Below are 25,000 nucleotides of genomic sequence, written 5' to 3'. Positions count from 1 at the left end.
CTGATTTTCATATATTATTTTGGCGCCATACGAATTGCGCCATCCAATCGAATCACTTCACCATTTAAATACGAATTTTCAAAGATATGTCCAACCAGTTTCGCAAATTCTTCAGGTTTGGCTAAACGTGGTGGGAATGGAACCATCTGTCCCAATGCATCCTGCACATTTTGCGGAAGACCTTTGAGCATCGGGGTTTCCATGATTCCTGGCGCAATAGTCATAACACGGATCTTTTCACGTGCTAACTCACGCGCCAATGGTAAAGTCATACCAACAACAGCGCCCTTGGATGCAGAATATGCAGCTTGACCAATTTGACCATCAAAAGCAGCAACTGAAGCCGTGTTCACAATGACACCACGTTCTTCCTCTTCCCCCGAAAGCGTATACTGTGACATTAATTGCGCAGCATATCGCAACATATTAAAGGTTCCACTGACGTTGATATTCAGCACTGTTTGGAACATATCTAAGGCATGCAGGCCATCACGACCAAGCACTTTAGCTGATGGTGCAATACCAGCACAGTTGATTAAACCATTTAATTGTCCATATTTTTCTTGTATGTATGCAAAGAATGATTCAACTGATTTTTCATCAGTTACATCTAGTTGAATAAATTCTGCACCAATTTCTTGACCCGTCTGCTCGCCCAAAGATGCATTCATATCAACAATTATGACTCGAGCACCCTGCTGTTGAAGATAAGCTGCTGTCGCCGCACCTAACCCAGAAGCGCCGCCTGTAATAACAATCACTTTTCCTTGAATATTCATAAATCTCATTATCCTTTTTTAGTTTTAAGTTGGCTTTAGGGTAATCCTCCTCTAATACGGATTCAATTTATTCAGTGACCAATTGGTATAAAAAATTCGAAAAAGTTATAATTTAATATTTATTTTATATAAAAATTAATCACACATTACGGTTAAGTTTGCTTTAGTGACATGATTTAAAAACCATACAGTCATCGTTATTCTTTTGAATTCGGCTAATAATTAGACTATTTTAATCTTATTCATTTCGGCATTTTGCCATATCTCCTAAAGGTTCAATCATGTTTAAAATGATCGATGTCTTAGAGCAAAATTTTGCTCAAACTTTCCCCCATTCACTTAACCAAGATGCAGATCGAATTTCAGAGCAGCTTCAAATGAGCATTCTGAATGCATCTGAAATAGATTTAAAAAATGCAATCAATCATTTCCTAGACACTCAAGATGCAAGTGAAACTGCACTTGCGTTAGATATTTCAACTGAACGTCTTAATGAACTGAAATCTGGCATTGCGTTAAAAGATGCTTCGAAAATTTCGGACACTCTAAAAGTAGTGGCGCTATGCTTGGCTTTGGAGTCAGACTCATTAGACCTTCTTGAAGTGAGCGATATTTCAACTGAGTATTTTGTATAATTTGAGTGTTGAGATCAAACTCATAGGGTTTGGTCTCATTTTCTCTCTTAGTCTTATTATATTAAATTATGTGACCTTCATCTCATTGCACTAATTCATATAAAGTTCTGATAAATCACTATATTTTCACAAAACCACAATATTTATAAAATATTGATTTGATTTCAATGTGTTAACTCATAATTTTAACTTTATCAAAATTTATTCTTTTAATATCTCATTTTCTTTTTTGTCACAAATCATCTGAAAGGCTATTTATATCGAAAATTTAGCGAATTAAATCAGGTACTTTAGTGAAAAAATCAATATCTCTATTGAAATTAGGACTGTTGGGTTTAGTAATTAGTGTTGTTCATAGTGGAGCTATTGCTGCCCTCCCTAAGGAAATCAAACTGGATTATGCCTATTATGCTCCTACGAGCTTAGTGGTTAAAAATCAAAAGTTATTAGAAAAGGCTTTACCCAATACCAAAATCAAATGGGTATTTAGTCAAGGCAGTAATCGCTCCTTAGAATATCTCAATAGCGGCAGTGTTGATTTTGCTTCAACAGCTGGTCTTGCCGCTGTATTAAGTCGTGCCAATGGTAGCCCTGTTAAAACGATTTATATCCAAAGCCAACCTGAGTGGACAGCTTTGGTCGTGCCAAAAGATTCCCCGATTAAATCCCTAAAAGATCTAAAAGGTAAAAAAATTGCCGCGACAAAAGGAACTGACCCATTTTTATTTACGCTACAGGCTTTAGATACCGTTGGATTGAATAAAAAAGATGTACAGCTTGTTCATTTACAGCATCCAGATGGCAAAACGGCGTTAGAGCGTAAACAAGTGGATGCTTGGGCTGGCTTAGACCCTTTGATGGCATCAACTCAAGTCCAGTCGGGTGCAAAACTGCTTTATCGTAATGTAGGCTTTAATAGTTATAGCGTGCTAAGCGTCAAAGAGCCATTTACTCGATCTAGCCCAGAAGCAATTGAAGCCGTAATTAAAGCGTATGAGCAAGCACGTAAATGGGCAAAAGCCAATCCAGATAAACTGGCGCAGTTACTCGCCACTGAAGCTAAACTACCTTTAGAGGTTGCAAAACTTCAGCTTCAGCGTACTGACTTTAATCAAAATATTCCTAAAGCCCAACACATTAATGCACTACAAAAATCCGGCAAAATCTTGACTGAAGAAGACTTAGTTCGTAAAGGAACAAATGTAAATCAAGTTGTTCAACAGTTATTTAATGCCTCATTCGCTCAAAAAGTGGTGACAAAATAATGGCGATCAGTGAAAAAGCGATTGAACATCGGAATATCGATGTCCATTCACAACTGTCGACAAAAGGGAATAAATGGTTGAAAGGTATTTTCCTCCCTGTATTACTGGTACTGCTGTGTGAAATTTTGGTTCGAGGTGGTGTAGTTGAACCTTATCTGCTACCTGCTCCAAGTAGCTTATTTGTTTCCCTGCAAGAACTTGCTCAGAATGATTTAGGTCAACATATTTGGGCAAGTACATGGCGAGTGTTTTTAGGGTTTGCTATTGGTAGTGGTTTAGCACTATTTTTTGCAGTTTTGGTTGGGCTCAATCGCCATGCAGAAGAGTTTATTGAACCGACCTTTTCTGCAATTAAGTCAATTCCTAGTCTTGCGTGGATTCCTCTCCTTTTGTTATGGCTTGGTATTGACGAATCCTCAAAAATCACCCTCATTGCGATTGGTGCTTTTTTTCCAACCTATACCAATACTGTGACTGGTATTCATGGTGTCGACCGAAAATTGATTGAGTTGGCTCAAGTGTATAGACTGAATCGCTGGCAACAAATCTACCAAATCGTTTTACCCGCAGCTTCACCATCTATCCTTACAGGCTTGCGCAATAGTCTGAGTTTAGCTTGGATGTTTATGATTGCCGCCGAACTCATTGCAGCAACGCAAGGTATCGGATATTTGTTAAGTGATGGACGTGAAACATCGCGTCCAGATATTGTGATCATTGCCATTATTTTATTGGCAATATTGGGGAAAATCACTGATACCATAATGAAAGTATTTGAATCAAAATTATTGTTATGGCGTGATGTCATCAAAAGATGAATCAATAAAAAAGCGACCTAAAGTCGCTTTTTTATTTCTAATGAGGCCATTGTGCTAAAGTCACGCGATCGTTACCACCATAATCTTTAACGGTTCTCACTTTCTTATAACCTGCTTGACGAAATAGATGCTGAACAGCGTCTGCTTGATCATATCCATGCTCAAGTACCACCCAACCTTCAACAGTCAGATGCTTCTTGGCTTGTAAAATAATTTGCTCAAGATCCGCTAAACCTTTTTTATCAGAGATTAATGCACGTTGAGGTTCGGTCGCCAAATTGTGCATATGTTCATCTGCTGGATCAATATAAGGCGGATTAGACACAATGACATCAAAAAATTGACGGCCAAACGGTTTTAACCAACTGCCTAATACAAATTCAACCTGATCTAAGTCATGTTGCTCAGCATTAAATTTAGCGACCTCCAATGTAGGCTCATAAATATCGGTTGCTGTTACAGACCAATTAGGACGTTCGGAAGCGAGTGACAATGCAATGGCGCCTGTCCCAGTTCCTAAATCTACAACGCGCGCATCCTCAGGCAACTCTAACTTTAAAACTGTCTCCACCAAAACTTCGGTGTCTGGTCTAGGCACCAAAGTATCGGACGTCACTTTTAAGTCCAATGTCCAAAAAGGTTGCGAACCTGTGACATAAGCTAAAGGCTCACCTGCTTCAATCCGAGCAATCGCCTCTCGATACGCCTGCTCTTGTTCTGCAGTGAGCTCTTTATCCTTCTTCATCACCAAATCGAATGAATCGATTTTAGTGATATGTTCGAGCAACCAAGCATTTTCTTGACGCTCATAACTTTCAGGCTCACCACGCAGTGCAAGCGCTTGTTGAATGTTCATTAACCACCATTCTGCTGTGCAAGCATTGCCAATTGATCCGCTTGATATTCACGATGTAAGCTATCTAAAAGCTCAGTCAAATCTCCCTCCATCACTGCATCCAACTTATATAAAGTTAAGTTAATACGATGATCAGTCATACGACCCTGAGGATAATTATAGGTACGAATACGTTCTGAACGATCACCTGAACCCACCAAATCACGGCGCATTTCAGATGTCGCAGCATCAGCTGCTGCACGTTTAGCATTCTCAAGACGAGATGCCAATAATGCCATTGCCTTTGCTTTGTTCTTATGTTGTGAACGCTCTTCCTGACATTCAACAACAGTACCTGTCGGAATATGCGTGATTCGTACAGCAGAATCCGTTTTATTAACGTGCTGACCACCCGCCCCAGATGCACGATAAGTATCAATACGCAAGTCTGAAGGGTTAATATCTACAGTCGTATCAACATCAATTTCAGGAAGAATTGCAACGGTACAAGCTGAAGTATGAACTCGCCCCTGTGATTCAGTTGCAGGAACGCGCTGAACTCGATGAGCACCGCTTTCAAATTTTAAGCGTCCGTAAACACCTTCACCATTAATTAAACAAATAATTTCTTTGTAACCGCCATGTTCACCTTCATTTTCAGAAAGGATTTCGACACGCCAACCCTGTGATTCAGCATATTTACTGTACATACGGAATAAATCACCAGAGAAAATCGCAGCTTCATCGCCACCTGTCCCTGCACGTACTTCCAGATATGCAGAGTTCGCATCATTTGGATCTTTCGGAATCATCAGAATATTCAATTCTGCCTCTAAAGATTCAATTAATGCTTTATTCTCTTTAATTTCTTCTTGTGCCATTTCCTTAAAGTCAGGATCTGACAACATTGCTTCAGCCGTTACAATATCTTCTTCCGCTTGGGTATATTTTTTCCAAACAGTGGTGATTTCAGTCAAATCATTGTGTTCACGTGACAAATTACGGAAACGCTTATTGTCGGAAATGACTTCAACATCAGCCAATAGCGCTTCTAATTCTTCATGACGATCACAAAGTTGGTCTAATCGTAAACGTAACGATTCTTTCATGTTAAATAAAATCTCTAATACTGGATTAACTTAAGGACTGCCTTAAATTAATATTTCTAAAATTGCGAGTAGTTTAACGACTCTGACATTCAATTAACATATTTATATAGAATGACTTTGCAAAACCATTTTTCGATCCTTGTCACACCCAATTAATGGATAATCAAAAATTAGCTCCATAACTGCCAAGTTTAAAAAATGTTTACTGAATCAACTCTCCATAGTTTCTTCTTAATCAGCCCAATAATGCATATTGAATGATCAGCTGTAATATAAAAACAACATTGTGCAACCAAAACGTAAAACTCTAGGTTAACTTCTACATATTTAGCGCTTCAATTCTTGTTACATTGTGCTCAACGAATTATTACTCGTCCACGAACAAGGACATGGAGTCACACATGAAATTGAATACCCTATTAATGTCAGCCACCTTAGCCACTGCATCAATGTTCACGGTATCTGCACATGCAGACAGTACAGCGCGTGTCGCTGCTGCGAGTGCTTTAGGTAGTGTAGCAGGTACAGCAATTGGTAAAAACATGGGTGGTACAACAGGTGCAACTTTAGGTGCAGCACTTGGTGGTGCTGGTGGTGCTGCTGTTGCTAGTAATAAACGTAACCGCACTGAATCTGCTATTGGTGGTGCATTAGGTGGCGGTGCGGGTTATACCGTAGGTAATAGTATGGGTGGAACCAATGGCGGTTATATCGGCTCTGCTTTAGGTGCTGCTGGTGGTGCTGCTCTTGGTAACAAAATTGCGAAAGACAAAGCATATGATTCACGTCAAGATCGTAAATGGAAAAAGAAAAAACATAGTCGTCGTTAATATAATCTGATTGATAGTTTCCCCTTTGAATACTCTGTATTCACCTCGATGCGCCTTAGGGCGCATTTTTTTATTAACAAATTAATTATGGATAAATTAGGGAGAGAAAAATACAAACCAGCAACTTGCTCTCCCAAATGATTACAGAAATTTGGATTAAATTAAAACCATCAAATATAAGACTTCGACAAGGAGTTCACCATGAAATTTAATTCAAAATTATTTGCTGCTGCGATCGCAACTGCGGCCTTGAGTACAACAACTGCTTATGCTGATAGTTCGTCTAGAGTTGCCCTCACATCTGCTTTAGGTGGAGTCGTTGGTGCTGCGATTGGTCAACAAATGGGTGGCTCGACTGGAGCAATGATCGGATCAGCGATTGGTGGTGCTGGTGGCGCAGCTGCATCAGCGAACAAAAAAGATCGTAATGCTGCTGCAATTGGTGCTGCATTAGGTGGTGCTGGTGGTTACACCGTTGGTAATAATATGGGCGGAACAAATGCTGGTTATGCTGGGGCTGCATTAGGTTCAGCTGGTGGTTCAGTTTTGGGAAAAAAAGTGGCTGAAGACCGTCGCGAAGATGACTATAGAGATCGTTATGATCGCCGTGAAAGCGGTTATCGCAATTCAAACTATCGTTATAATGACCGTAATTACAGAAGTGACAATGGTCGTCATTTAGGCTGGTATAAAAACGGTAAACGCTAATCCCAAACTCTTAGAATTCAAGCGCTCAACTTAGAGCGCTTTTTTATTTACACTTATATCGTTTTTTTTCAATATACAAATACTCAAGTTCGTATTAACATCTTTATGAGTGTTCAAAAGAGTAGAAAGTTATGCGAAGCTTAAAAGATATCGAGTTTTCAGTATTGGAACTCGCTCCTGTACGTGATGATAAAACGATTGCTTTTTCACTACAGCATGCTTTGGAGTTAGCACAAAAAATCGAACAATTGGGTTTTAAACGACTGTGGCTTGCAGAGCACCATAATATGGATGGTATCGCTAGCTCAGCTACAGCTGTGTTATTAGGCTATATCCTTGCTAACACCTCCTCTTTAAAAGTAGGTTCTGGCGGAATCATGTTGCCTAATCATGCACCACTTGTTGTAGCAGAACAATTTGGAACACTAGCAACGCTTTATCCGGATCGAGTTGAGCTCGGACTAGGACGCGCACCAGGTACAGATCAATTGACCATGCGTGCCTTACGCCGAGGTCGTCAAGAGACTGAAGATCAATTTCCACAAGACGTGCTCGAAATTTTGAGCTATTTGGGGGAACCATCGCCACATCAGAGAATCAAAGCGACACCAGGTCAAGGAACACATGTTCCCGTATGGCTGTTAGGTTCTAGCTTATTTAGCGCACAATTGGCAGCTAAACTTGGCTTACCTTATTCTTTTGCTTCTCACTTTGCCCCTCGTATGCTGGGTCAAGCGATTCAACTTTACAGAGAAAACTTCGAACCTTCTGAATATTTGGATCGTCCTTATGTATCTATGGGCGTTCCAACTGTTGTAGCTGATACTGATGAAGAAGCTGAATACTTGGCTACTAGCGCTTATCAACGTGTATTAGGCTTAATGCGTGGGCAAAGCTTAAAACTCAAACCTCCAGTTAAATCAATGGATGGAATTTGGTCTGCTCCAGAAAAGATGTCAGTTGACAATTTTTACGCAATGGCTCAAATCGGATCACCAGAAACAGTGAAACAAGGTCTTGAACAACTACTGGTGCCTTATGATGTAGATGAGTTTATTTTTACCTGTGATATCTACGATACAGACAAACGCATTCAAAACTTTGAGTATTTAATGCAAATTAAGCAAAATGCTTAGATCAAAAAAATCCTGAAATGATTGAGTAATGGTTTTGATTTCAAATCTATAATTAATTACTCTTTCATTTCTTGAGTTTGTCAAACAACTATTGGCAATAAATGACATCAAATGTCCCTAAAAGACTATTCCAATGAAACAATTCTTTTAACCAATAATATTAATTATTCACAATCAAATACTTAAAATTTGGCATTTTATATCAAACTAAAATAAGCACTTCTGCAAAACACATCACATTTTTAAGCGATAAAATTTCATGATTAAAAAATAAATACGGATGTATAACATGGCCTCTATCGACTTAGAAAAAATGTTGGATAAAGTAAAACATACTCAATGGACACTCTCGGATATTGACTGGGATGCTCCTGGCAAAGAATTAGTCACCGCAGAACAGTGGCCCAAGCTTAAAGATTTTATGGCTGATCTAATGTGGATCGAACATGTAGGTGCTCGTGCATTTTCTGCGATGTCAAAAAAAGCACCGACAGATACGCTTCGCGAAATGTATGCCATTTTCCACGCTGAGGAACAGCGTCACGCCAATGCCGAAATGGCACTGATGAAAAGATGGGGTATGCTTGAAGGCGATATTCCTAAACCCAATAAAAATTTAAGACTGATTATCGAATGGCTCGACACTTATGCTGATGAAATGCCCTTCTATATTCTAGGTGCTGTCATTCCGATGCTGGAAGTCGCTCTTGATGGTGCACTTTGTACATTCCTATTGGATACTGTAGAAGACCCAGTTTGCCATCAAGCTTTTAAACTGATTAATGGCGATGAAGCTCGTCATTTAGGTGTTGGATTTAGTGTCATGGAGGATCAAGGCTACAATAAAACCTTTATTGAGCTTTCTAAAATGGCTGCGCGAGTTGTAGATCCACGTTTATTACTTGGTATTCTTGCCTACTTACCACTCATTAATAAAATGCGTGATAATGTGATTAAACTAGGTCTGCCAGAAGAAAAGCTCTATGCAGCGATGCACAAATTTGCTCGAATAGGTGGACGTACTGCAGAAGGTCGTCGTAATCCTTGGTATCAAATTATTAACTTCCATGCACGAAGTGCCATGAACCGACGTAATAAATGGTTTCATATCCCTGTCGACACCATGGTAAAAATGACTGATAAGATTCCAGAAAAATCTTTACCTAAAATCCCTTCTTGGATATATGAATTAACTGCAGAACCAAAAGCAACCCACTAAAACAATAATTAGGTACAGAAATGAAAAAAAGGAATAAAGCCCACACGGATTCGTTCTTTCATAATGAAGCTGAGTATTTTTCCAACTTTAAAGGAAAAATTATCTCAGCTGAGGACATCAAACAAACCGATTTTTCAGGATTAAAGGTCGCGATTATTGGTGCCAATCAAATGTCAGTTTCACATTTAGATGTGGTTTGTCAAAATGCGCTATTCGTCAAAGTATTTCAAATGACACCTCATTTCGTTTTGCCACACACTGAAAAAGGGATTCAAAAAATTATTGCTCATCCCCTCATCGCTAAAAATAAACGATTATTTAATCAGCGAATTAAGACGACTTTGGCAATACGATATTTAGATTCTCAGATTTCAGATACTTGGTTAAAAAGACAATTGATGCCAAATCCAGCTTCGTCGCAAAAAATATTTTTTAAATCCGATCATTATTACAACGCCTTACAGCGAGAAAACTGTAAATTGATCACATGGCCAGTCGTGAAAATTACTGAAAATGCCGTTCAAAGTATGGAAGGAATCGAACACTTAGTAGATATTATTATTACAACGTACGAATAGTGATCATCATTTTGTAGATAAATGCGAATCTAAATGACATTTTATGATGAAATTATAGACACTTGAATTATATAATTTTTGAATTTTATGAGTATTTATGACGATTAATCTCTTAATAAAAAAGAAGCACAGCTAGTGCTTCTTTTTTATTAAATTAGATTTACAGATTTAACCAATCCGGCGTTTCAAGCCTGTCATTTGCAATACTCGTGTTGAGATTTCTTCAATCGACATTTCTGAAACATTTAGATATTTAATCCCTTCAGAAATATAAATACCTTCGATTGCACGCAATTCCATCTGACATTGGCTAAAACTTGCATAACGACTGTTGGCTTTGCGTTCAGATCGAATTGCCACCAAACGATCAGCATCAATCATTAATCCAAACAATTTATGCTTATGTGGACGTAAAACTGCTGGCAAACGGTTGTCATCCAAATCTTCTTCAGTTAACGGATAGTTCGCAACTCGAATACCAAATTGTAATGACAAATAAATTGAGGTCGGTGTTTTACCAGAACGCGAAACTCCAATCAAAATTAAGTCTGCTTTATCATAGTGTCTTGTACGTGCACCATCATCATTATCCAGCGCGAAATGTACAGCATCAATACGTGCCTTATAAGACTCAGAATCAGTCACAGCATGCGTTTGTCCGACTAAAGTTGTAGGGGCTGTTCCAAGCACCTCAGATAGCTTACTAATTAACCCTTCAAACACATCTAAATTAACCGCATTTGCCGTATTGATGATATCCCGAACATAGGGATCCACAAGAGTATCAAAGACAAGAGGTTGTTGGCCATCAGACTCTGCGCGCGCGTTAATCTCTGCAACGACGTTCATTGCGGCTTCTTCTGTAGTGATATACGGAATGATATGAATATCAAAATCGACATGAGGAAATTGAGCCAATAAAGAATGCCCGAGTGTTTCAGCCGTAATGGCAGTACCATCGGAAATAAAAAAAACACTTCGTTTAATATCTTTACTTTCTGCCATTAAATTAATCCTCAAATATTTGTCTAAGTACTATATAATCTTTATAGTAAACCGATCTTACATGACTGTCGCTTAGTAATGAAAGTTTGCTAAGTTTTCACAGAAAAATATCATGCCAAGATAGTGATTAATACTGCAAAAGTGGAGTAACAACTTTGGAAGCACGCGTAATCGGTCTGGAAAAATTAGGTAAACACGACGTAGAAATCGTGGGCGGTAAAAACTCATCTCTAGGCGAAATGATCAGCCATTTAGCAAATGCTGGTGTATCAGTTCCAGGTGGTTTTGCAACAACTGCTGCAGCTTACCGTGAATTCCTTGAGCAAAGTGGTCTAAATGCCAAAATTTCAGCCGAGCTCAAACAACTCAATGTTGACGACGTAAATGCACTTGCTGAAACTGGTGCTAAAATCCGTCAATGGATCGTTGATACTCCGCTTACTCCAGCACTTGAAAAAGAAGTTCGTGATGCATTCGCAACTCTTTCTAACGGCAACCCTGAGATCGCGGTTGCCGTTCGTTCATCTGCGACTGCAGAAGATTTACCAGACGCATCTTTTGCAGGACAACAAGAGACTTTCCTAAACATCCGCGGTATTGATAACGTCTTAATCGCGATTAAAGAAGTTTTTGCTTCACTTTATAACGACCGCGCAATTGCTTACCGTGTACACCAAAACTTCGATCATGACATCGTTGCTCTTTCTGCTGGTGTGCAACGTATGGTTCGTTCAGAGACTGGTGCTGCTGGTGTAATGTTTACACTGGACACTGAATCTGGTTTCCGTGACGTTGTATTCATTACTGCATCTTACGGTTTAGGCGAAATGGTCGTTCAAGGCGCTGTAAACCCTGATGAATTCTATTTATCTAAGCCACTTTTAAATGCCGGTAAACACGCAGTATTGCGTCGTAACCTCGGCTCTAAGCACCAAAAAATGATCTACGGTGAAGAAGGCTCTGCAGGTAAATCAGTTGTTGTTGTGGATGTTGAAAAAACTGAACGCCAACAATTTGCTTTAAATGATCAAGAATTACAAGAACTTGCTAAGCAAGCGTTAATCATTGAGCAACACTATGGTGCGCCAATGGATATCGAATGGGCGAAAGACGGTGATGACGGTCAAATTTACATCGTTCAAGCACGTCCTGAAACTGTGAAAAGCCGTGAGAATGTCGGCACAATGGAACGCTACCTATTAAAACAAAAAGGTACAGTTCTTTGTGAAGGTCGCTCAATCGGTCAACGTATCGGTTCTGGTAAAGTCCGTATTGTTAATTCAATCAAAGAGATGGACAAAGTCCAAGATGGCGACGTTCTTGTTTCTGACATGACCGATCCTGATTGGGAACCAGTTATGAAACGTGCTGCTGCGATCGTTACAAACCGTGGTGGTCGTACTTGTCATGCCGCGATTATTGCACGTGAACTCGGTGTTCCAGCGATTGTTGGATGTGGTAACGCAACAGAAGTACTTGTTGATGGTCAAGAAGTAACTGTTTCATGTGCTGAAGGCGATACAGGTTTCATTTACGAAGGCGCTTTAGATTTCGAAGTTCAACGTAACTCGATTGAATCTATGCCAACACTTCCGTTCAAAATCATGATGAACGTTGGTAACCCTGATCGTGCATTTGACTTCGCTCAAATTCCAAACGAAGGTATTGGTCTCGCACGTCTAGAGTTCATCATCAACCGTATGATTGGTGTTCACCCTAAAGCATTACTCAATATTGACAGCTTACCTCGCGAAACACGTGCAGCTGTGATGACCCGTACTGCAGGTTACTCTTCACCGATTGAATTCTACGTTGAAAAACTCGTTGAAGGTATTTCTACACTTGCTGCTGCATTTGCTGATAAACCTGTCATCGTACGTATGTCAGACTTCAAATCAAATGAATATGCGAACTTAATCGGTGGTAAGTTATACGAACCTGAAGAAGAAAACCCGATGTTGGGCTTCCGTGGTGCAAGCCGTTATGTTTCTGACAACTTCCGTGACTGCTTCGAATTAGAATGCCGTGCATTGAAGAAAGTTCGTGATGAAATGGGTCTAACTAACATTCAAATCATGATCCCATTCGTCCGCACAGTCGCTGAAGCAAAACGTGTTATTGAACTTCTTGCTGCAAATGGCTTAAAACGTGGCGAAAATGGTCTTAAAGTGATCATGATGTGTGAATTACCAACTAATGCTCTACTTGCTGAACAATTCTTAGAGCATTTTGATGGCTTCTCAATCGGTTCAAATGACTTAACTCAGTTAACGCTTGGTCTTGACCGTGACTCAGGCATCGTTTCTCATTTATTTGATGAACGCGATCCAGCAGTAAAAGCACTTCTTTCAATGGCGATTCATGCATGTCGTAAGGCAGGTAAATATGTGGGTATTTGTGGTCAAGGACCATCAGACCACCCAGATCTTGCTCGTTGGTTAATGGAACAAGGTATCGAATCTGTTTCACTCAACCCAGACTCAGTTTTAGATACATGGTTCTTCTTATCTGAAGAAAAGACTAAACAAGCTTAATAAACTATGTTAAAAAAAGACCCATTCATGGGTCTTTTTTTTACCCCATTATTTTTAGTAATTTTTGAGAAATTAGGTTTATGCAAATTTACTTGGCGAGAAATAATCAACAAGCTGGACCGTATACGGTAGAGCAGTTAAATCAAATGCTCTCGAGCCAACAAGTTTTACTCACAGACTTGGTCTGGCATCAAGGTATGACTGAATGGAAAGCTTTAGGTGAACTCACTCAAGGAAAATTATATTACCAACCTGAAGGCTATCAACCCACTCCACCAGCACAACAAAGCTATTCAAATCCTTCAATTTCGAGTGTCAATGTTCAAAAGAATACTGCACAGCAAGAACTTGCCTCAATTGGATCACGATTTTTAGCTAAACTCGTTGATCTGGCGCTGTGGTTGCCTGCCATGGTGATTCCTTCATTCTTTATGCAGGAAGAACAAGTTGCTCAATTGACTGAACTTCAGCAAAAAATGCAGAATGCTAGCTCATCAGATCAAGCAATCAAATTACAGGAACAGTTATTTACACTGATTCCAATGGAAGCTTGGCAAGCAATGTTGGTTTACATTGTATTAATGCTAGCTGCTCAAGCATTTTTAATTGCGAAAAGTGGTCAAAGTTTAGGTAAAAAAGTAGCAAAAATTCAAATTGTTGATGCTGAAAATGGACAGCAAGTAAACTTAATGCGCGCATTCACATTGCGTAGTGTGATTTTTATTGTATTGAATTTACTCTTTATGCCATTCATTACCATCATTGATCATGCCTTCGGTCTAAGTCAAAAAAGACAAACTTTGCACGATAAATTAGCAAAGACTAAAGTCATAAAACGATAATTTTTATCTTAGGGGAGCAAATGCTCCCCGTTGTTTTGCCTCTGTTTTCACATCAAAAGTAATCAATTCTTCAACCAATTCCGACCAAACAAATTGGGTTTAATCCTTATATTTAAAGGCACTTTACATATAGCTTAGTTGGTCGTTATAGGGCATAATGCCCTACAACGTAGCGGTGTCATATGACTGAAATTCAGTAAATGTAATTTTCTGTTTTTCAATCATGTAACACTATAATCGCTATCCCATAATTTTATTAGGGAATGGGACTCTTCACCGAGGTTGTAAAATGAGACAAACAATTTTAGCTGTATTGTCTTTATCAACGCTTGCCGTGCTCTTAACAGGGTGTGGCGGTGATATGGTACTTCTAAACTCAAAAGGTCCAGTAGCACAAGGTCAGTCTGATCTTATGATGACTGCGATCTACCTCATGCTATTGGTAGTAATTCCATCAGCATTGATGGCTTTATGGTTTAGTTGGAAATATCGTGCGTCAAATAAAGATGCAGACTATAAACCTACATGGGCACACTCTACTATTATTGAAATCGTAGTGTGGGGTATCCCGTGTATTATTATTGGTATTTTAGCGTATTTAACATGGTGGGGCTCACACAAGTATGACCCTTATCGTCCGCTAGAATCAGAGAAATCACATTTAACTATTCAAGTTATTGCTGAACAGTTTAAATGGGTTTTTGTTTACCCTGAACAAGAAATTGCAACAGTTAACGAAGTTCGTTTCCCAGAAAAAACTCCGATTAATTTCAATATCACCTCTAACTTCACAATGAACTCTTTCTTCATTCCTCAGTTAGCTGGTCAGATTTATGCAATGGCGGGTATGCAAACTCAACTTCACGTCCTTGCGGATAATGAAGGTATATACCGTGGTTTCTCTTCGAACTATTCAGGCTATGGTTTCACACAAATGCGCTTCCAAGCTCATTCTGTTTCAGAAGCTAAGTTCGCTGAATGGGTGTCTGCAGTAAAAGCTGGTAACGGTACTTCAATTAACCCTGAAGCTGTTCAAAAAACAGTTTTAGACCAAGCTGAATTTGCAACCTTGCGTGATGGTAACCGTTCAGAGAAACAAATCGCTGCGATGGTTCGTAACGCTAAAACCGATCTAGAGAAGCAACAAGCTGAAATTGCTCAAAAAGAAGGTCCATATAAGGCACATCCTCATCCTGTGACTTACTACTCTTCTGTTGAAAAAGGCTTGTTTGAATCAATTATCAACAAATACATGGCAAACTACCACGGTGCGGATCACTCAGCTAAAGCTGAAGGTCATGCTGTAGCTGCTGATGTAAATGCTGAACCTGCTTCTTCAGTTGTAGGGGAATAAGACATGAGCTTCTTAGGTAAGTTAAGTGTAGATGCTATCCCGTACGATCCAATCGTACAGGTAACAGTGTTAATGATGATTTTAGGTGGTATTGCAGTATTTGCCGGTATCACTTATTTCAAAAAATGGGGCTACTTGTGGAACGAATGGTTCACATCTGTAGACCATAAAAAAATTGGTATTATGTACCTTATCGTTTCTGTGATCATGTTATTACGTGGTTTCGCGGATGCGATTATGATGCGTCTTCAATTGTTCCTTGCAAAAGGCGGCGGCGAAGGCTATCTGCACCCTGAACACTACGACCAGATTTTCACCGCACACGGTGTAATCATGATTTTCTTCGTAGCGATGGGTCTTGTAGTGGGTATGATGAACATTTCTGTTCCACTACAAATTGGTGCGCGTGACGTAGCATTCCCATTATTAAACTCTTTAAGCTTCTGGTTATTCGCTGGTGCTGCTGGTTTGATGATGGTTTCTCTTGCGCTTGGTGAGTTTGCTGCAACTGGTTGGATGGCTTACCCTCCTCTTTCAGGTATCGAATACTCTCCTGGTGTTGGTGTTGACTACTATATCTGGGCACTTCAGATCTCTGGTCTTGGAACACTTCTTACTGGTGTTAACTTCTTCGTTACCATCATTAAAATGCGTGCTCCTGGCATGGGTCTTATGGATATGCCGATCTTTACGTGGACATCTTTATGTACTTCAGTATTGATCATCGCATCATTCCCAGTGTTGACTGCAACAATTGCAATGTTAACGCTTGACCGTTATTTCGGTTTCCACTTCTTTACAAATGACATGGGTGGTAGCCCAATGTTGTATGTAAACTTGATTTGGACATGGGGTCACCCAGAAGTTTATATCTTGATCCTACCTGCATTCGGTCTATTCTCTGAGATTACTTCTGTATTCTCTCGTAAGACATTGTTTGGTTACAAATCAATGGTATATGCAACGATCGCGATTACAGTTCTTGCATTCGTAGTATGGTTACACCACTTCTTTACAATGGGTTCAGGTGCCAACGTTAACGCGTTCTTCGGTATCATGACCATGATTATCGCGATTCCTACAGGTGTGAAAATCTTCTCTTGGTTATTCACAATGTATAAGGGTCGTATTACCTTCACATCACCTATGTACTGGACAGTTGGCTTCTTAGTGACTTTCGGTATCGGTGGTATGACTGGTGTACTTATGGCGGTTCCACCTGCGGACTTCCTTGTACACAACTCACTATTCTTAATCGCTCACTTCCATAACGTAATTATTGGTGGTGTTGTATTTGGTATGTTTGCTGGTATTACTTTCTACTGGCCGAAAATGTTCGGTTGGCAGTTAAGTGAATTCTGGGGCAAAGCATGCTTCTGGTTCTGGTTCTTCGGTTTCTACTTCGCGTTCATGCCATTGTATATCCTAGGTTTCATGGGTATGACTCGTCGTTTAAACTCGTATGACAACCCAGACTGGGATCCATATGTTGGTATCGCATTATTCGGTGCTGTATTAATCGCAATTGGTATTGCTTGTTTCATCATACAAATCATTGTTGGATTCTTACAACGCGAACAAACTCGTGACGTTACAGGCGATCCATGGGATGCACGTACGCTTGAATGGGCGACTTCATCTCCAGCTCCATTCTATAACTTTGCAGTATTGCCTCAAGCGAACGGTATCGACCGCTTCTGGACTGACAAAGAAAATGGTGTAGCTTACGCACGTCCTGCTAAATATGAAGATGTTCATATGCCAACTAATCGTGCTGCGGGTGTACTTATTGCACTGATCATCACTGTTATGGGCTTTGCACTTATCTGGCACATTTGGTGGTTAGCGATTGTTTCTTTCGTTTCTGCAATCATCGGCTTTATCTGGAGCTCATTCACGAAAAAAGTGGATTACTATGTTCCAGCTGCTGAAGTAGAACGTATTGAAAACGAACGTTATGCGTTACTCGAAAAACACTTGAAGAAGGACTAAGGATATGGCTGAAGTACTTCATCACGAAAACCACGAGCATGATGAACATCATCACGATGATACAGACATCACGGTCTTTGGTTTTTGGACTTACTTGATGAGTGACTTGATTTTATTCGGTACACTCTTCATCGCGTTCGCTGTATTAAGCAGTCATATTCCACCTGGCACTCCAAGTGCAAAGGATCTTTTTGCAGATTCTTTAGGTTTCGTTTTAACTGAAACTTTCGCACTTTTGATTTCATCAGTGACATTTGGTTTTGCGGTACTTGCTTCTTACAAGAAAAATGTTGGTCAAGTTCTAGCTTGGTTAGCAGTTACATTTGTATTCGGTGCAATCTTTATCGGCATGGAACTTTATGAATTTAATCATTTAGTTCATGCTGGTCATGGACCAAGCGTGAGTGCGTTCTTATCTGCGTTCTTTACTTTAGTTGGTACGCACGGTATTCACGTAACTTCTGGTTTGGTATGGATGATCGTGTTGATGATTCAAATCAAAAAATATGGTTTGACTACAATCAATACTCGTCGTCTTGCTTGCCTAAGCTTGTTCTGGCACTTCCTTGACATCGTATGGATCTGCGTATTCAGCGTAGTGTACTTAATGGGAGTATTATAATGAGTCATGATCATAATGCTGCTGGTGCATCACACGGTAACGTAAAGCAATACACAATCGGTTTTGTACTTTCTGTTTTATTGACTGTAGTTCCATTCTACATGGCAATGAATACTGATAGCTTCAGCCGTGGTGCAATTATTGCTGTTATCGGTATTACAGCTGTTGCTCAGGTACTTGTACAATTAGTTTACTTCTTGCACATGAACTCATCTTCAGAGCAACGTTGGAACGTGATTGCATTTATCTATACAATTCTAACTATTGCTGTTCTTTTAGTTGGTTCTGTATGGATCATGAACTACTTACATTCAAACATGATGATCTAAACTGATTGTCATGTTTAAAAAGTACTTATTCCTGACTAAGCCAGGAATTCTCTTTGGTAACTTTGTTACCACTTTGGGTGGCTACTTTGTAGCCACCCAAGGTTCAGTAGATTTCCTTCTCCTGCTTCTTACCCTCATTGGCACTACCCTCGTAGTTGCATCTGGATGTGTGGTCAATAACGTTATTGATCAAGACATCGACCAAAAAATGCAGCGCACACAAAATCGTGCGTTAGTTAAGAAAACCATTTCTGTTCAAATTGCATTAGCTTTTGCTTTGCTGTTAGGCATACTCGGTTTTGGCATTTTATGGTTTTGGGTAAATGCGTACGCTTTTTTATTCGCAGTTATTGGTTTTGTCGTATATGTTGGTTTTTACAGCTTATGGACAAAACGAACAACGATCCACCAAACTGTGGTCGGTAGTATTTCTGGTGCAGCCCCCCCTGTCATTGGATATACAGCGGTCGCGAATCAATTCGATTTAGGTGCGCTACTCATTTTCTTGGGTTATGCATTTTGGCAAATGCCTCACTCATGGGGAATTGCAATTTATCGTTTTGATGATTACAAAAATGCGGGTATTCCGATTCTTCCTGTTGCGCGCTCGATTGTTCGCACCAAGATCGAATCGCTGATTTACATTGTGCTATTTGCAATCTCAATGAACGCTTTATTTGTATTTGGCTATGCAAATTGGCTTTATTGTATAATTCTCAATGTATTGACTGTTTATTGGCTATATTTAAATATCATTGGATTTAAAGCTGAAAATGATCAATTATGGGCAAAGAAATATTTTTTATTCTCTGTTCTCCTAATTACGATTATTAGTATTTGCTTTAGTTTTACTGCTACTGCACCAATAAACAATCTTGTCATTTTTTAAAAGATAGAGAAGCCTCTATCTTTTTTTTATCTTCGCTTTAAGCAGTCTATAAATATCTATACTCAACACTACCTTCAAATACTTTCTAAAAGTAAGTTAATTTTCAAAATTAAATATTCCAATTTATTTTCTTCGTCGTTATATTTTGCTTTATTTTTCTTGTAATCCCCTGCCGACATCCTTACAATACAGCTTCGCATTTTTTGCGACACATTAAGTTTTTTTGAAACCAATAAAATTTATTTGTGACTCCTTGCTTCTAACAAATGCGTTAGGGGCTGCATAAAACCGTAAGGAGCTGACAATGCGTCACTACGAAATCGTAATTCTGGTACATCCAGACCAAAGCGATCAAGTGGTAGGTATGGTAGAACGCTATATCTCTCACATTAAAGATGCTGAAGGTCAAATTCACCGTCTTGAAGATTGGGGCCGTCGCCAATTGGCTTACCCAATTAACAAAATTCACAAAGCGCACTACATTTTAATGAACGTTGAATGTAACCAAACTACGCTTAATGAATTAGAAGAATTATTCCGTTACAACGATGCTATTCTTCGTAACGTTATTATTCGTCGTGAAAACGCAATCACTGAAGAGTCTTTATTGGCTAAGAGTGCTGAAGAAAAACGTGCGCGTAAAGCTCAACGTGAAGAAGCACAACAAGCTCAAGACTCTGCTGAAGCATAAGGAGAACATCAATGGCACGTTTCTACCGTCGTCGTAAGTTCTGCCGCTTTACAGCTGAGAACGTTACATATATCGACTATAAAGATATCGATACTTTAAAACAGTACATCACTGAAAACGGCAAGATTGTTCCTAGCCGTATTACAGGTACTAAAGCTCGTTACCAACGTCAATTAGCTCTTGCTATCAAACAAGCTCGCTACTTAGCGTTGATTCCTTACACTGACAATCATAAGTGAGGTTGAGCTGTGGATATTATCTTATTACAACGCATTAAGAACCTTGGCAAATTAGGTGATAAAGTTTCAGTTAAAGCTGGTTACGGCCGCAACTACTTAATCCCTCAAGGTAAAGCAGTTGCTGCTACTGAAGCTAACACTGCTGCATTTGAAGCTCGTCGTGCTGAACTTGAGAAGCAAGAAGCTGAAGTACTAGCTGCTGCTCAAGCACGTGCTGACCAATTGAACGAAGTAAATATCGTAATCACTGCGAAAGCTGGTGACGAAGGTAAACTATTTGGTTCTATCGGTACTCGTGACATCGCTGACGCGTTGACAAATGCTGGTCTTGAAGTTGACCGTGCTGAAGTTCGTTTACCGAACGGTGCACTTCGTCACACTGGCGAATTCAACATCGCAATCCAATTGCACCATGATGTTGTTGCTGAAGTTCTCGTTACTATCGTATCTGAGTAATTTTATGCAAAGAAAAAGAGCATGCATCTGCATGCTCTTTTTTTATCCCTAATAATTATAAAATTTTATTTAGCAAGCTGAAATTTGGACTTAGTTTTTCATTTGTTATCGATATTATTTGTTGCACTGTCTTGATTGTGCATTTTGCATTAAGATAAGTCTCCCCTTTTCATTTTCGTAATTATTGTAAATCAAGGTTTTATATGTCTCAGGCGACTGCCAAAAAAAATACGAATAACACTGAGTTAGATTTGCTAAAGAGCGAATCTTCAGCACTCAAAGAGTTTCGTACGCCTCCGCACAATCTTGCTATTGAACAGGCTGTTCTTGCCGCACTCATGACAGTAGCTGAGTCATTCGAACAGGTCAGCGATATATTAACCGAGAATGATTTTTACGCGACTCGACATAAATATATTTTTAGAGCAATTGAAAAACTTTCTAAAGAAAGTTCACCTTATGATGCCGTATTGGTCAATGATTGGTTAATCAAACAGAACCTGCTTGATGCGATTGGTGGTGAAGAATATTTAATGCAATTGATGGCGGATTCTCCATCAAGCTTTTATAACCTTGAAACTTATGCCAATAAAATACGTGAATTTGCAACTTTGAGAAATATGATCAAAGTTGGTAATGAAATTCTACAAAATGCTTATGACACGAAAGGCCGAGAAGTCAGTGAAATTTTAGATTTAGCAGAGACCAGTATCTTTTCTTTGGCTGAACAACACAATAACAATGCTAAAGCTCAAGGACCAAAAGCAATTAATACCGTTGTCGCAGATGTATTCGATAAACTCAACGAATTATCACAACTTGATGGGAATATTACAGGTCTTACCACAGGATTTGTGGAGCTTGATAATAAAACATCAGGTATGCAAGCTGGAGATATGATCGTCGTTGCTGCCCGTCCATCAATGGGTAAAACAACTTTCGCAATGAATTTAGTCGAAAGTGTGCTATTCAATTGCAACCTTCCTGCTCTCGTATTCTCCATGGAGATGCCTGCTGACTCTATTGCCATGCGTTTAATTTCCTCGTTTGGTAAAGTGCATCAAGGACATTTGCGATCTGGCAAATTAGATGGCGAAGAATGGAACAAGGTCACAGGAACGATTCTTCAACTGCAAGAGAAGCATCTCTATATTGATGATTCTTCTGCCCTTCCACCGACTGAAATGCGCGCACGTGCAAGACGTATAGCCAAACAACACGGTGGTAAACTGGGTTGCATCATGGTCGATTACCTGCAGTTAATGAAAGTACCAGGTATGGGTGATAACCGTGTGGGTGAAATTGGTGAAATTTCTCGAAGCTTGAAAGCATTGGCGAAAGAGATGCATTGCCCTGTGATTGCACTTTCGCAGCTTAACCGCTCACTCGAAAACCGTCCAAATAAACGTCCTGTGATGTCAGACTTACGTGAATCAGGAGCAATTGAGCAGGATGCCGATTTGATCATGTTCATTTACCGTGATGAGGTATATAACAAAGAATCTAAAGAGGCAGGAACTGCCGAAATCATTATCGGTAAACAACGTAATGGTCCAATTGGTACCGTTCGACTCGCTTTTGAAGGTCAATATACGCGTTTCAGTAATCTATCACCTGAATATTATGCGCAAAACCAAGAAGAAGAGTAATTTTGCTTTGATAAATTCGTAGTTGAGAACCCACGAATTGATCTGACCACAATTATCTTTTTTTATTTTAAAAGATTTAACCTTTCCACATGCCTCTAGGAGTAAATTAGAGTGCGCCAAGCAACGGTTTGTATTGACACACACGCATTGCAATACAATTTAAATCGCGTGAAACAAATTGCACCAAACTCTAAAGTTGTAAGTATGGTGAAGGCAAATGCTTATGGTCATGGCGTTTCAGACTGTTTAGCCGCATTGAGCCAGTCTGATGCTTTTGGCGTTGCATGTTTAGAAGAAGCACTTGAAATACGTGAATTAGGTTTTAAACAATCTATCACATTAATTGAAGGTGTTTTTTCTGAAGATGAAATGCAAATTGCGATTGACCAACATATTGAAGTAATCGTTCATCATCATCAACAACTGCAGTGGTTGTTGCAAGTTAAAGATGCTTATATCGCCCGAAATCTAAAAGTATGGGTTAAACTAAATAGCGGAATGAACCGCTTAGGCTTCAAAATTGATGTAATCAAATCGATTATTCATCAATTAAAAAATGAAGGTTTTACCTGTGTACTTGCAATGCATTTTGCTAATGCAGATGTTGATCACCCTTTAAATGAACAACAAATATCTCAATTTCTTGAAGTAAAACAAGATTGTGCACCAATTTTAGCTTCGTGTTGTAATTCAGCAGCAATTTATAAATACCCTGAATTGCATTTTGACTATGTTCGTCCTGGTATTATGCTGTACGGCGCAACGCCATTTGCAGATCGTGGCGTCCACGCTCTAGATTTAAAACCTGTCATGACATTCAGTGCTGAGATTATTGCACTTAATGCCATTCAATCAGGTGAAGCTGTAGGTTATGGCTCAACCTTTGTTGCACAGCGACCTATGCAATTAGCAATTGTCTCGATCGGATATGGTGATGGGTATCCAAGAACTTTTATTCGTGAGAATTCGGTTTCACTAGATGGTCAATTAACCCCAGTGATTGGCAGAGTTGCCATGGATATGATTGCCATAGATGTCACTGATCTCAACGCGAAAATTGGTGATCCAGTAGAATTATGGGGTAAACATCGTTTAGTGGATGATGTTGCTGAAGCGAATGGTACGATTGGTTATGAGTTGTTATGTCGATTAAGCCAACGTCCGAAGCGTCTCAAAATGTAATGAGCAAATTAAATCAACGTAATGCTAAACAGCATTACGTTGTAGTTCATTAAAATCCGTATCCTGAGCGCGTGTCAAAAATCGAATTAAATAATCAGCTTGATCTTGTGTAAACTGTGTAGGCGTAAATTGACTAAATCCCATATCTATTAAAGCCTGCTTCACTGGACTTTGTCGTCCTACAAACTTCATAGACCATTCTTGAAATTGTTTTTTTTCAATATTTTTTCGCTGGAATAGGCGAATTTGATGATGGCGTTTATCCTTGTGAAGCTTTTGCAACAATATATCTAGTGTGGTTTCATCACCCTCTAGACATTGAAAATAGTGCCCATCTGCATAATATAGCGCTCCAGAAATTTTATGCTCAAAATTGAAATGACGGGCTTCATTCAAGATTTCACGAACATCAATCAATAAGCGACTTGCATCTGCAGTCGACACACTCGCATAACTGAACTGTTGCATTGCTTCCCCTAATTTTTATAGTAATGATTTAATATTCAATGCAACTCAATTTAATCTAAACTCAATCATAAAGCAAAATTATTGCCAATAGTCTTCTGTTGGCCGTGGCAAACCGTTCAATCCTTGACGCAAAGTATCTGACCAAAGTTTACTAATTGATGAGAAATATGGATCATCATCATGAATACGTTTAGACAATGGAATTGCAAAACTATCTTTTTTATAAATACATGCATCTAGTGGTAAGCCCACAGAAACATTAGATCTAAGGGTTGAATCAAATGAAATTAAACCGCATCTTAATGCTTCATCTAATTCAGTATTGTAATTTAATGCACGATCTAAAATTGGTTTACCGTATTTACTTTCCCCAATCTGAAAAAAGGGCGTATCTGACGTCGCATTGATAAAATTACCCTGAGGATAAATATTATATAACTGAATATCCTCCCCTTGAATTTGACCAGAAAGTAAAATCGTACAGTGATAATTACTTTGCTCTAGTTGATCAGTAGTCACATCCATAATGACACGCTTTAAAGTATGACCAACCAATTCAGCCATCTCGAACATGCTATTCACACTATACAAATTAGGTTCGTGTTTTAAATCTAGCTGATTCTGTAAATGTCCTATAACGGCTTGTGTCGTCGCCAAATTACCCGCAGTTTGTATACTGATAAAACGCTCACCCTCAACACCGAAAAGATAGAGTTTACGAAAGACAGAGATATGATCTACACCTGCATTTGTTCGCGTGTCACTGATACAAATTAAGCCATCACGTAAACGCATAGCACAACAATAGGTCATTGAAATCTCTCTTCTAAATTTTG

General features: G+C 39.2%; 25 protein-coding genes and 1 pseudogene. 20 read left to right on the top strand and 6 right to left on the bottom strand.

The window, feature by feature from the left end; all coding sequences use genetic code 11:
* Positions 1–14: 14 nt before the first annotated feature.
* Positions 15–779 carry a 3-hydroxyacyl-CoA dehydrogenase gene (locus AC1M87_RS03815; protein WP_481588383.1) on the bottom strand — a complete coding sequence of 255 codons (765 nt, stop codon included), beginning with the start codon at positions 777–779 and terminating at the stop codon, positions 15–17.
* Between the two features lie 281 nt (positions 780–1,060).
* Between AC1M87_RS03815 and AC1M87_RS03810 the strand changes: the two genes are divergently transcribed.
* The 3 genes and pseudogenes from AC1M87_RS03810 to AC1M87_RS03800 form a co-directional block, all read left to right on the top strand.
* Positions 1,061–1,414: a hypothetical protein gene (locus AC1M87_RS03810; RefSeq protein WP_481588384.1), complete on the top strand. Its 354-nt coding sequence runs from the start codon at positions 1,061–1,063 to the stop codon at positions 1,412–1,414.
* A 293-nt stretch (positions 1,415–1,707) separates the two neighbouring features.
* Positions 1,708–2,679 carry an aliphatic sulfonate ABC transporter substrate-binding protein gene (locus AC1M87_RS03805; RefSeq protein WP_481588385.1) on the top strand — a complete coding sequence of 324 codons (972 nt, stop codon included), beginning with the start codon at positions 1,708–1,710 and terminating at the stop codon, positions 2,677–2,679.
* Positions 2,680–2,795: 116 nt separating this feature from the next.
* Positions 2,796–3,497 (top strand): annotated as a pseudogene (locus tag AC1M87_RS03800) (ABC transporter permease); the annotation flags it as partial.
* A 37-nt stretch (positions 3,498–3,534) separates the two neighbouring features.
* On the opposite strand, the gene prmC reads toward AC1M87_RS03800, so the two are convergent.
* Together prmC and prfA are read right to left on the bottom strand one after the other, a co-directional pair.
* Positions 3,535–4,353, bottom strand: coding sequence for a peptide chain release factor N(5)-glutamine methyltransferase (prmC, locus tag AC1M87_RS03795; RefSeq protein ID WP_481588386.1), 819 nt, complete (start codon positions 4,351–4,353; stop codon positions 3,535–3,537).
* A complete protein-coding gene (gene prfA, locus AC1M87_RS03790) occupies positions 4,353–5,441 on the bottom strand; it encodes a peptide chain release factor 1 (RefSeq protein WP_035267080.1) in 1,089 nt (362 codons plus the stop codon). The genes prmC and prfA overlap by 1 nt, the downstream gene beginning before the upstream one ends.
* Before the next feature lie 401 nt (positions 5,442–5,842).
* Here prfA and AC1M87_RS03785 point away from each other — a divergent pair, with 401 nt between their 5' ends.
* The 5 genes from AC1M87_RS03785 (at position 5,843) to AC1M87_RS03765 (ending at position 9,912) form a co-directional block, all read left to right on the top strand.
* A complete protein-coding gene (locus AC1M87_RS03785) occupies positions 5,843–6,271 on the top strand; it encodes a glycine zipper domain-containing protein (protein WP_092766183.1) in 429 nt (142 codons plus the stop codon).
* Positions 6,272–6,472: 201 nt separating this feature from the next.
* Positions 6,473–6,979 (top strand): hypothetical protein, encoded by a 507-nt coding sequence (locus AC1M87_RS03780; RefSeq protein WP_092766182.1) that lies wholly within the window; start codon positions 6,473–6,475, stop codon positions 6,977–6,979.
* Positions 6,980–7,110: 131 nt separating this feature from the next.
* A complete protein-coding gene (locus tag AC1M87_RS03775) occupies positions 7,111–8,115 on the top strand; it encodes an LLM class flavin-dependent oxidoreductase (RefSeq protein ID WP_481586991.1) in 1,005 nt (334 codons plus the stop codon).
* Between the two features lie 289 nt (positions 8,116–8,404).
* Positions 8,405–9,334, top strand: coding sequence for a ferritin-like domain-containing protein (locus AC1M87_RS03770; RefSeq protein WP_180027641.1), 930 nt, complete (start codon positions 8,405–8,407; stop codon positions 9,332–9,334).
* 20 nt (positions 9,335–9,354) lie between these two features.
* The gene (locus AC1M87_RS03765) at positions 9,355–9,912 is read left to right on the top strand and encodes an NAD(P)/FAD-dependent oxidoreductase (protein WP_092766179.1); all 558 of its coding nucleotides are present in this window, start codon (positions 9,355–9,357) and stop codon (positions 9,910–9,912) included.
* A gap of 168 nt (positions 9,913–10,080) precedes the next feature.
* Here AC1M87_RS03765 and ppsR read toward each other — a convergent pair whose 3' ends face one another.
* On the bottom strand, positions 10,081–10,917 hold the full coding sequence (gene ppsR / locus AC1M87_RS03760) for a posphoenolpyruvate synthetase regulatory kinase/phosphorylase PpsR (protein ID WP_035267069.1): 837 nt from the start codon (positions 10,915–10,917) through the stop codon (positions 10,081–10,083).
* A 155-nt stretch (positions 10,918–11,072) separates the two neighbouring features.
* On the opposite strand from ppsR, the gene ppsA reads away from it, so the two are divergent.
* The 12 genes from ppsA (at position 11,073) to alr (ending at position 23,696) form a co-directional block, all read left to right on the top strand.
* Positions 11,073–13,451 (top strand): phosphoenolpyruvate synthase, encoded by a 2,379-nt coding sequence (gene ppsA, locus AC1M87_RS03755; RefSeq protein WP_035267067.1) that lies wholly within the window; start codon positions 11,073–11,075, stop codon positions 13,449–13,451.
* 80 nt (positions 13,452–13,531) lie between these two features.
* Positions 13,532–14,293 (top strand): RDD family protein, encoded by a 762-nt coding sequence (locus AC1M87_RS03750; protein WP_092766178.1) that lies wholly within the window; start codon positions 13,532–13,534, stop codon positions 14,291–14,293.
* A gap of 289 nt (positions 14,294–14,582) precedes the next feature.
* Positions 14,583–15,647: a ubiquinol oxidase subunit II gene (cyoA, locus tag AC1M87_RS03745; protein WP_481592980.1), complete on the top strand. Its 1,065-nt coding sequence runs from the start codon at positions 14,583–14,585 to the stop codon at positions 15,645–15,647.
* Positions 15,648–15,650: 3 nt separating this feature from the next.
* Positions 15,651–17,639, top strand: coding sequence for a cytochrome o ubiquinol oxidase subunit I (cyoB, locus tag AC1M87_RS03740; RefSeq protein WP_481592979.1), 1,989 nt, complete (start codon positions 15,651–15,653; stop codon positions 17,637–17,639).
* A 4-nt stretch (positions 17,640–17,643) separates the two neighbouring features.
* Entirely contained in the window at positions 17,644–18,261 is a 618-nt protein-coding gene (gene cyoC, locus AC1M87_RS03735) for a cytochrome o ubiquinol oxidase subunit III (protein WP_035267060.1), read from the top strand.
* Positions 18,258–18,590, top strand: coding sequence for a cytochrome o ubiquinol oxidase subunit IV (cyoD, locus tag AC1M87_RS03730; RefSeq protein WP_171076771.1), 333 nt, complete (start codon positions 18,258–18,260; stop codon positions 18,588–18,590). The genes cyoC and cyoD overlap by 4 nt, the downstream gene beginning before the upstream one ends.
* A gap of 10 nt (positions 18,591–18,600) precedes the next feature.
* Entirely contained in the window at positions 18,601–19,479 is an 879-nt protein-coding gene (gene cyoE, locus AC1M87_RS03725; protein WP_035267056.1) for a heme o synthase, read from the top strand.
* A gap of 304 nt (positions 19,480–19,783) precedes the next feature.
* Positions 19,784–20,170, top strand: a complete 387-nt coding sequence (gene rpsF / locus AC1M87_RS03720) for a 30S ribosomal protein S6 (protein WP_035267614.1) — start codon at positions 19,784–19,786, stop codon at positions 20,168–20,170.
* Between the two features lie 11 nt (positions 20,171–20,181).
* Positions 20,182–20,409, top strand: coding sequence for a 30S ribosomal protein S18 (rpsR, locus tag AC1M87_RS03715; RefSeq protein ID WP_004719336.1), 228 nt, complete (start codon positions 20,182–20,184; stop codon positions 20,407–20,409).
* A gap of 9 nt (positions 20,410–20,418) precedes the next feature.
* On the top strand, positions 20,419–20,865 hold the full coding sequence (rplI, locus tag AC1M87_RS03710; RefSeq protein ID WP_035267617.1) for a 50S ribosomal protein L9: 447 nt from the start codon (positions 20,419–20,421) through the stop codon (positions 20,863–20,865).
* A 203-nt stretch (positions 20,866–21,068) separates the two neighbouring features.
* Positions 21,069–22,514, top strand: coding sequence for a replicative DNA helicase (dnaB, locus tag AC1M87_RS03705; protein WP_035267619.1), 1,446 nt, complete (start codon positions 21,069–21,071; stop codon positions 22,512–22,514).
* A 111-nt stretch (positions 22,515–22,625) separates the two neighbouring features.
* Positions 22,626–23,696, top strand: coding sequence for an alanine racemase (gene alr / locus AC1M87_RS03700; protein ID WP_481592978.1), 1,071 nt, complete (start codon positions 22,626–22,628; stop codon positions 23,694–23,696).
* Positions 23,697–23,720: 24 nt separating this feature from the next.
* Here alr and AC1M87_RS03695 read toward each other — a convergent pair whose 3' ends face one another.
* A complete protein-coding gene (locus tag AC1M87_RS03695) occupies positions 23,721–24,164 on the bottom strand; it encodes a BLUF domain-containing protein (RefSeq protein WP_092766172.1) in 444 nt (147 codons plus the stop codon).
* Positions 24,165–24,242: 78 nt separating this feature from the next.
* A complete protein-coding gene (locus tag AC1M87_RS03690; RefSeq protein ID WP_035267625.1) occupies positions 24,243–24,977 on the bottom strand; it encodes a proteasome-type protease in 735 nt (244 codons plus the stop codon).
* Positions 24,978–25,000 lie beyond the last annotated feature (23 nt).

Source organism: Acinetobacter sp. 24-47-62, assembly GCF_056779765.1.
This window is presented reverse-complemented; position numbering and strand designations above follow the sequence as displayed.

Excerpts from the sequence above, each read along its gene's own strand:
- AC1M87_RS03780 (WP_092766182.1), top strand. The coding sequence starts at position 6,473 with ATGAAATTTAATTCAAAATTATTTGCTGCTGCGATCGCAACTGCGGCC.
- cyoC (WP_035267060.1), top strand. The coding sequence starts at position 17,644 with ATGGCTGAAGTACTTCATCACGAAAACCACGAGCATGATGAACATCAT.
- rpsF (WP_035267614.1), top strand. The coding sequence starts at position 19,784 with ATGCGTCACTACGAAATCGTAATTCTGGTACATCCAGACCAAAGCGAT.
- AC1M87_RS03815 (WP_481588383.1), bottom strand. The coding sequence starts at position 779 with ATGAATATTCAAGGAAAAGTGATTGTTATTACAGGCGGCGCTTCTGGG.
- prfA (WP_035267080.1), bottom strand. The coding sequence starts at position 5,441 with ATGAAAGAATCGTTACGTTTACGATTAGACCAACTTTGTGATCGTCAT.
- AC1M87_RS03770 (WP_180027641.1), top strand. The coding sequence starts at position 8,405 with ATGGCCTCTATCGACTTAGAAAAAATGTTGGATAAAGTAAAACATACT.
- AC1M87_RS03750 (WP_092766178.1), top strand. The coding sequence starts at position 13,532 with ATGCAAATTTACTTGGCGAGAAATAATCAACAAGCTGGACCGTATACG.
- rpsR (WP_004719336.1), top strand. The coding sequence starts at position 20,182 with ATGGCACGTTTCTACCGTCGTCGTAAGTTCTGCCGCTTTACAGCTGAG.
- ppsR (WP_035267069.1), bottom strand. The coding sequence starts at position 10,917 with ATGGCAGAAAGTAAAGATATTAAACGAAGTGTTTTTTTTATTTCCGAT.
- AC1M87_RS03785 (WP_092766183.1), top strand. The coding sequence starts at position 5,843 with ATGAAATTGAATACCCTATTAATGTCAGCCACCTTAGCCACTGCATCA.
- dnaB (WP_035267619.1), top strand. The coding sequence starts at position 21,069 with ATGTCTCAGGCGACTGCCAAAAAAAATACGAATAACACTGAGTTAGAT.
- AC1M87_RS03775 (WP_481586991.1), top strand. The coding sequence starts at position 7,111 with ATGCGAAGCTTAAAAGATATCGAGTTTTCAGTATTGGAACTCGCTCCT.
- AC1M87_RS03765 (WP_092766179.1), top strand. The coding sequence starts at position 9,355 with ATGAAAAAAAGGAATAAAGCCCACACGGATTCGTTCTTTCATAATGAA.
- cyoA (WP_481592980.1), top strand. The coding sequence starts at position 14,583 with ATGAGACAAACAATTTTAGCTGTATTGTCTTTATCAACGCTTGCCGTG.
- cyoE (WP_035267056.1), top strand. The coding sequence starts at position 18,601 with ATGTTTAAAAAGTACTTATTCCTGACTAAGCCAGGAATTCTCTTTGGT.
- prmC (WP_481588386.1), bottom strand. The coding sequence starts at position 4,353 with ATGAACATTCAACAAGCGCTTGCACTGCGTGGTGAGCCTGAAAGTTAT.
- AC1M87_RS03690 (WP_035267625.1), bottom strand. The coding sequence starts at position 24,977 with ATGACCTATTGTTGTGCTATGCGTTTACGTGATGGCTTAATTTGTATC.
- AC1M87_RS03810 (WP_481588384.1), top strand. The coding sequence starts at position 1,061 with ATGTTTAAAATGATCGATGTCTTAGAGCAAAATTTTGCTCAAACTTTC.
- cyoB (WP_481592979.1), top strand. The coding sequence starts at position 15,651 with ATGAGCTTCTTAGGTAAGTTAAGTGTAGATGCTATCCCGTACGATCCA.
- AC1M87_RS03695 (WP_092766172.1), bottom strand. The coding sequence starts at position 24,164 with ATGCAACAGTTCAGTTATGCGAGTGTGTCGACTGCAGATGCAAGTCGC.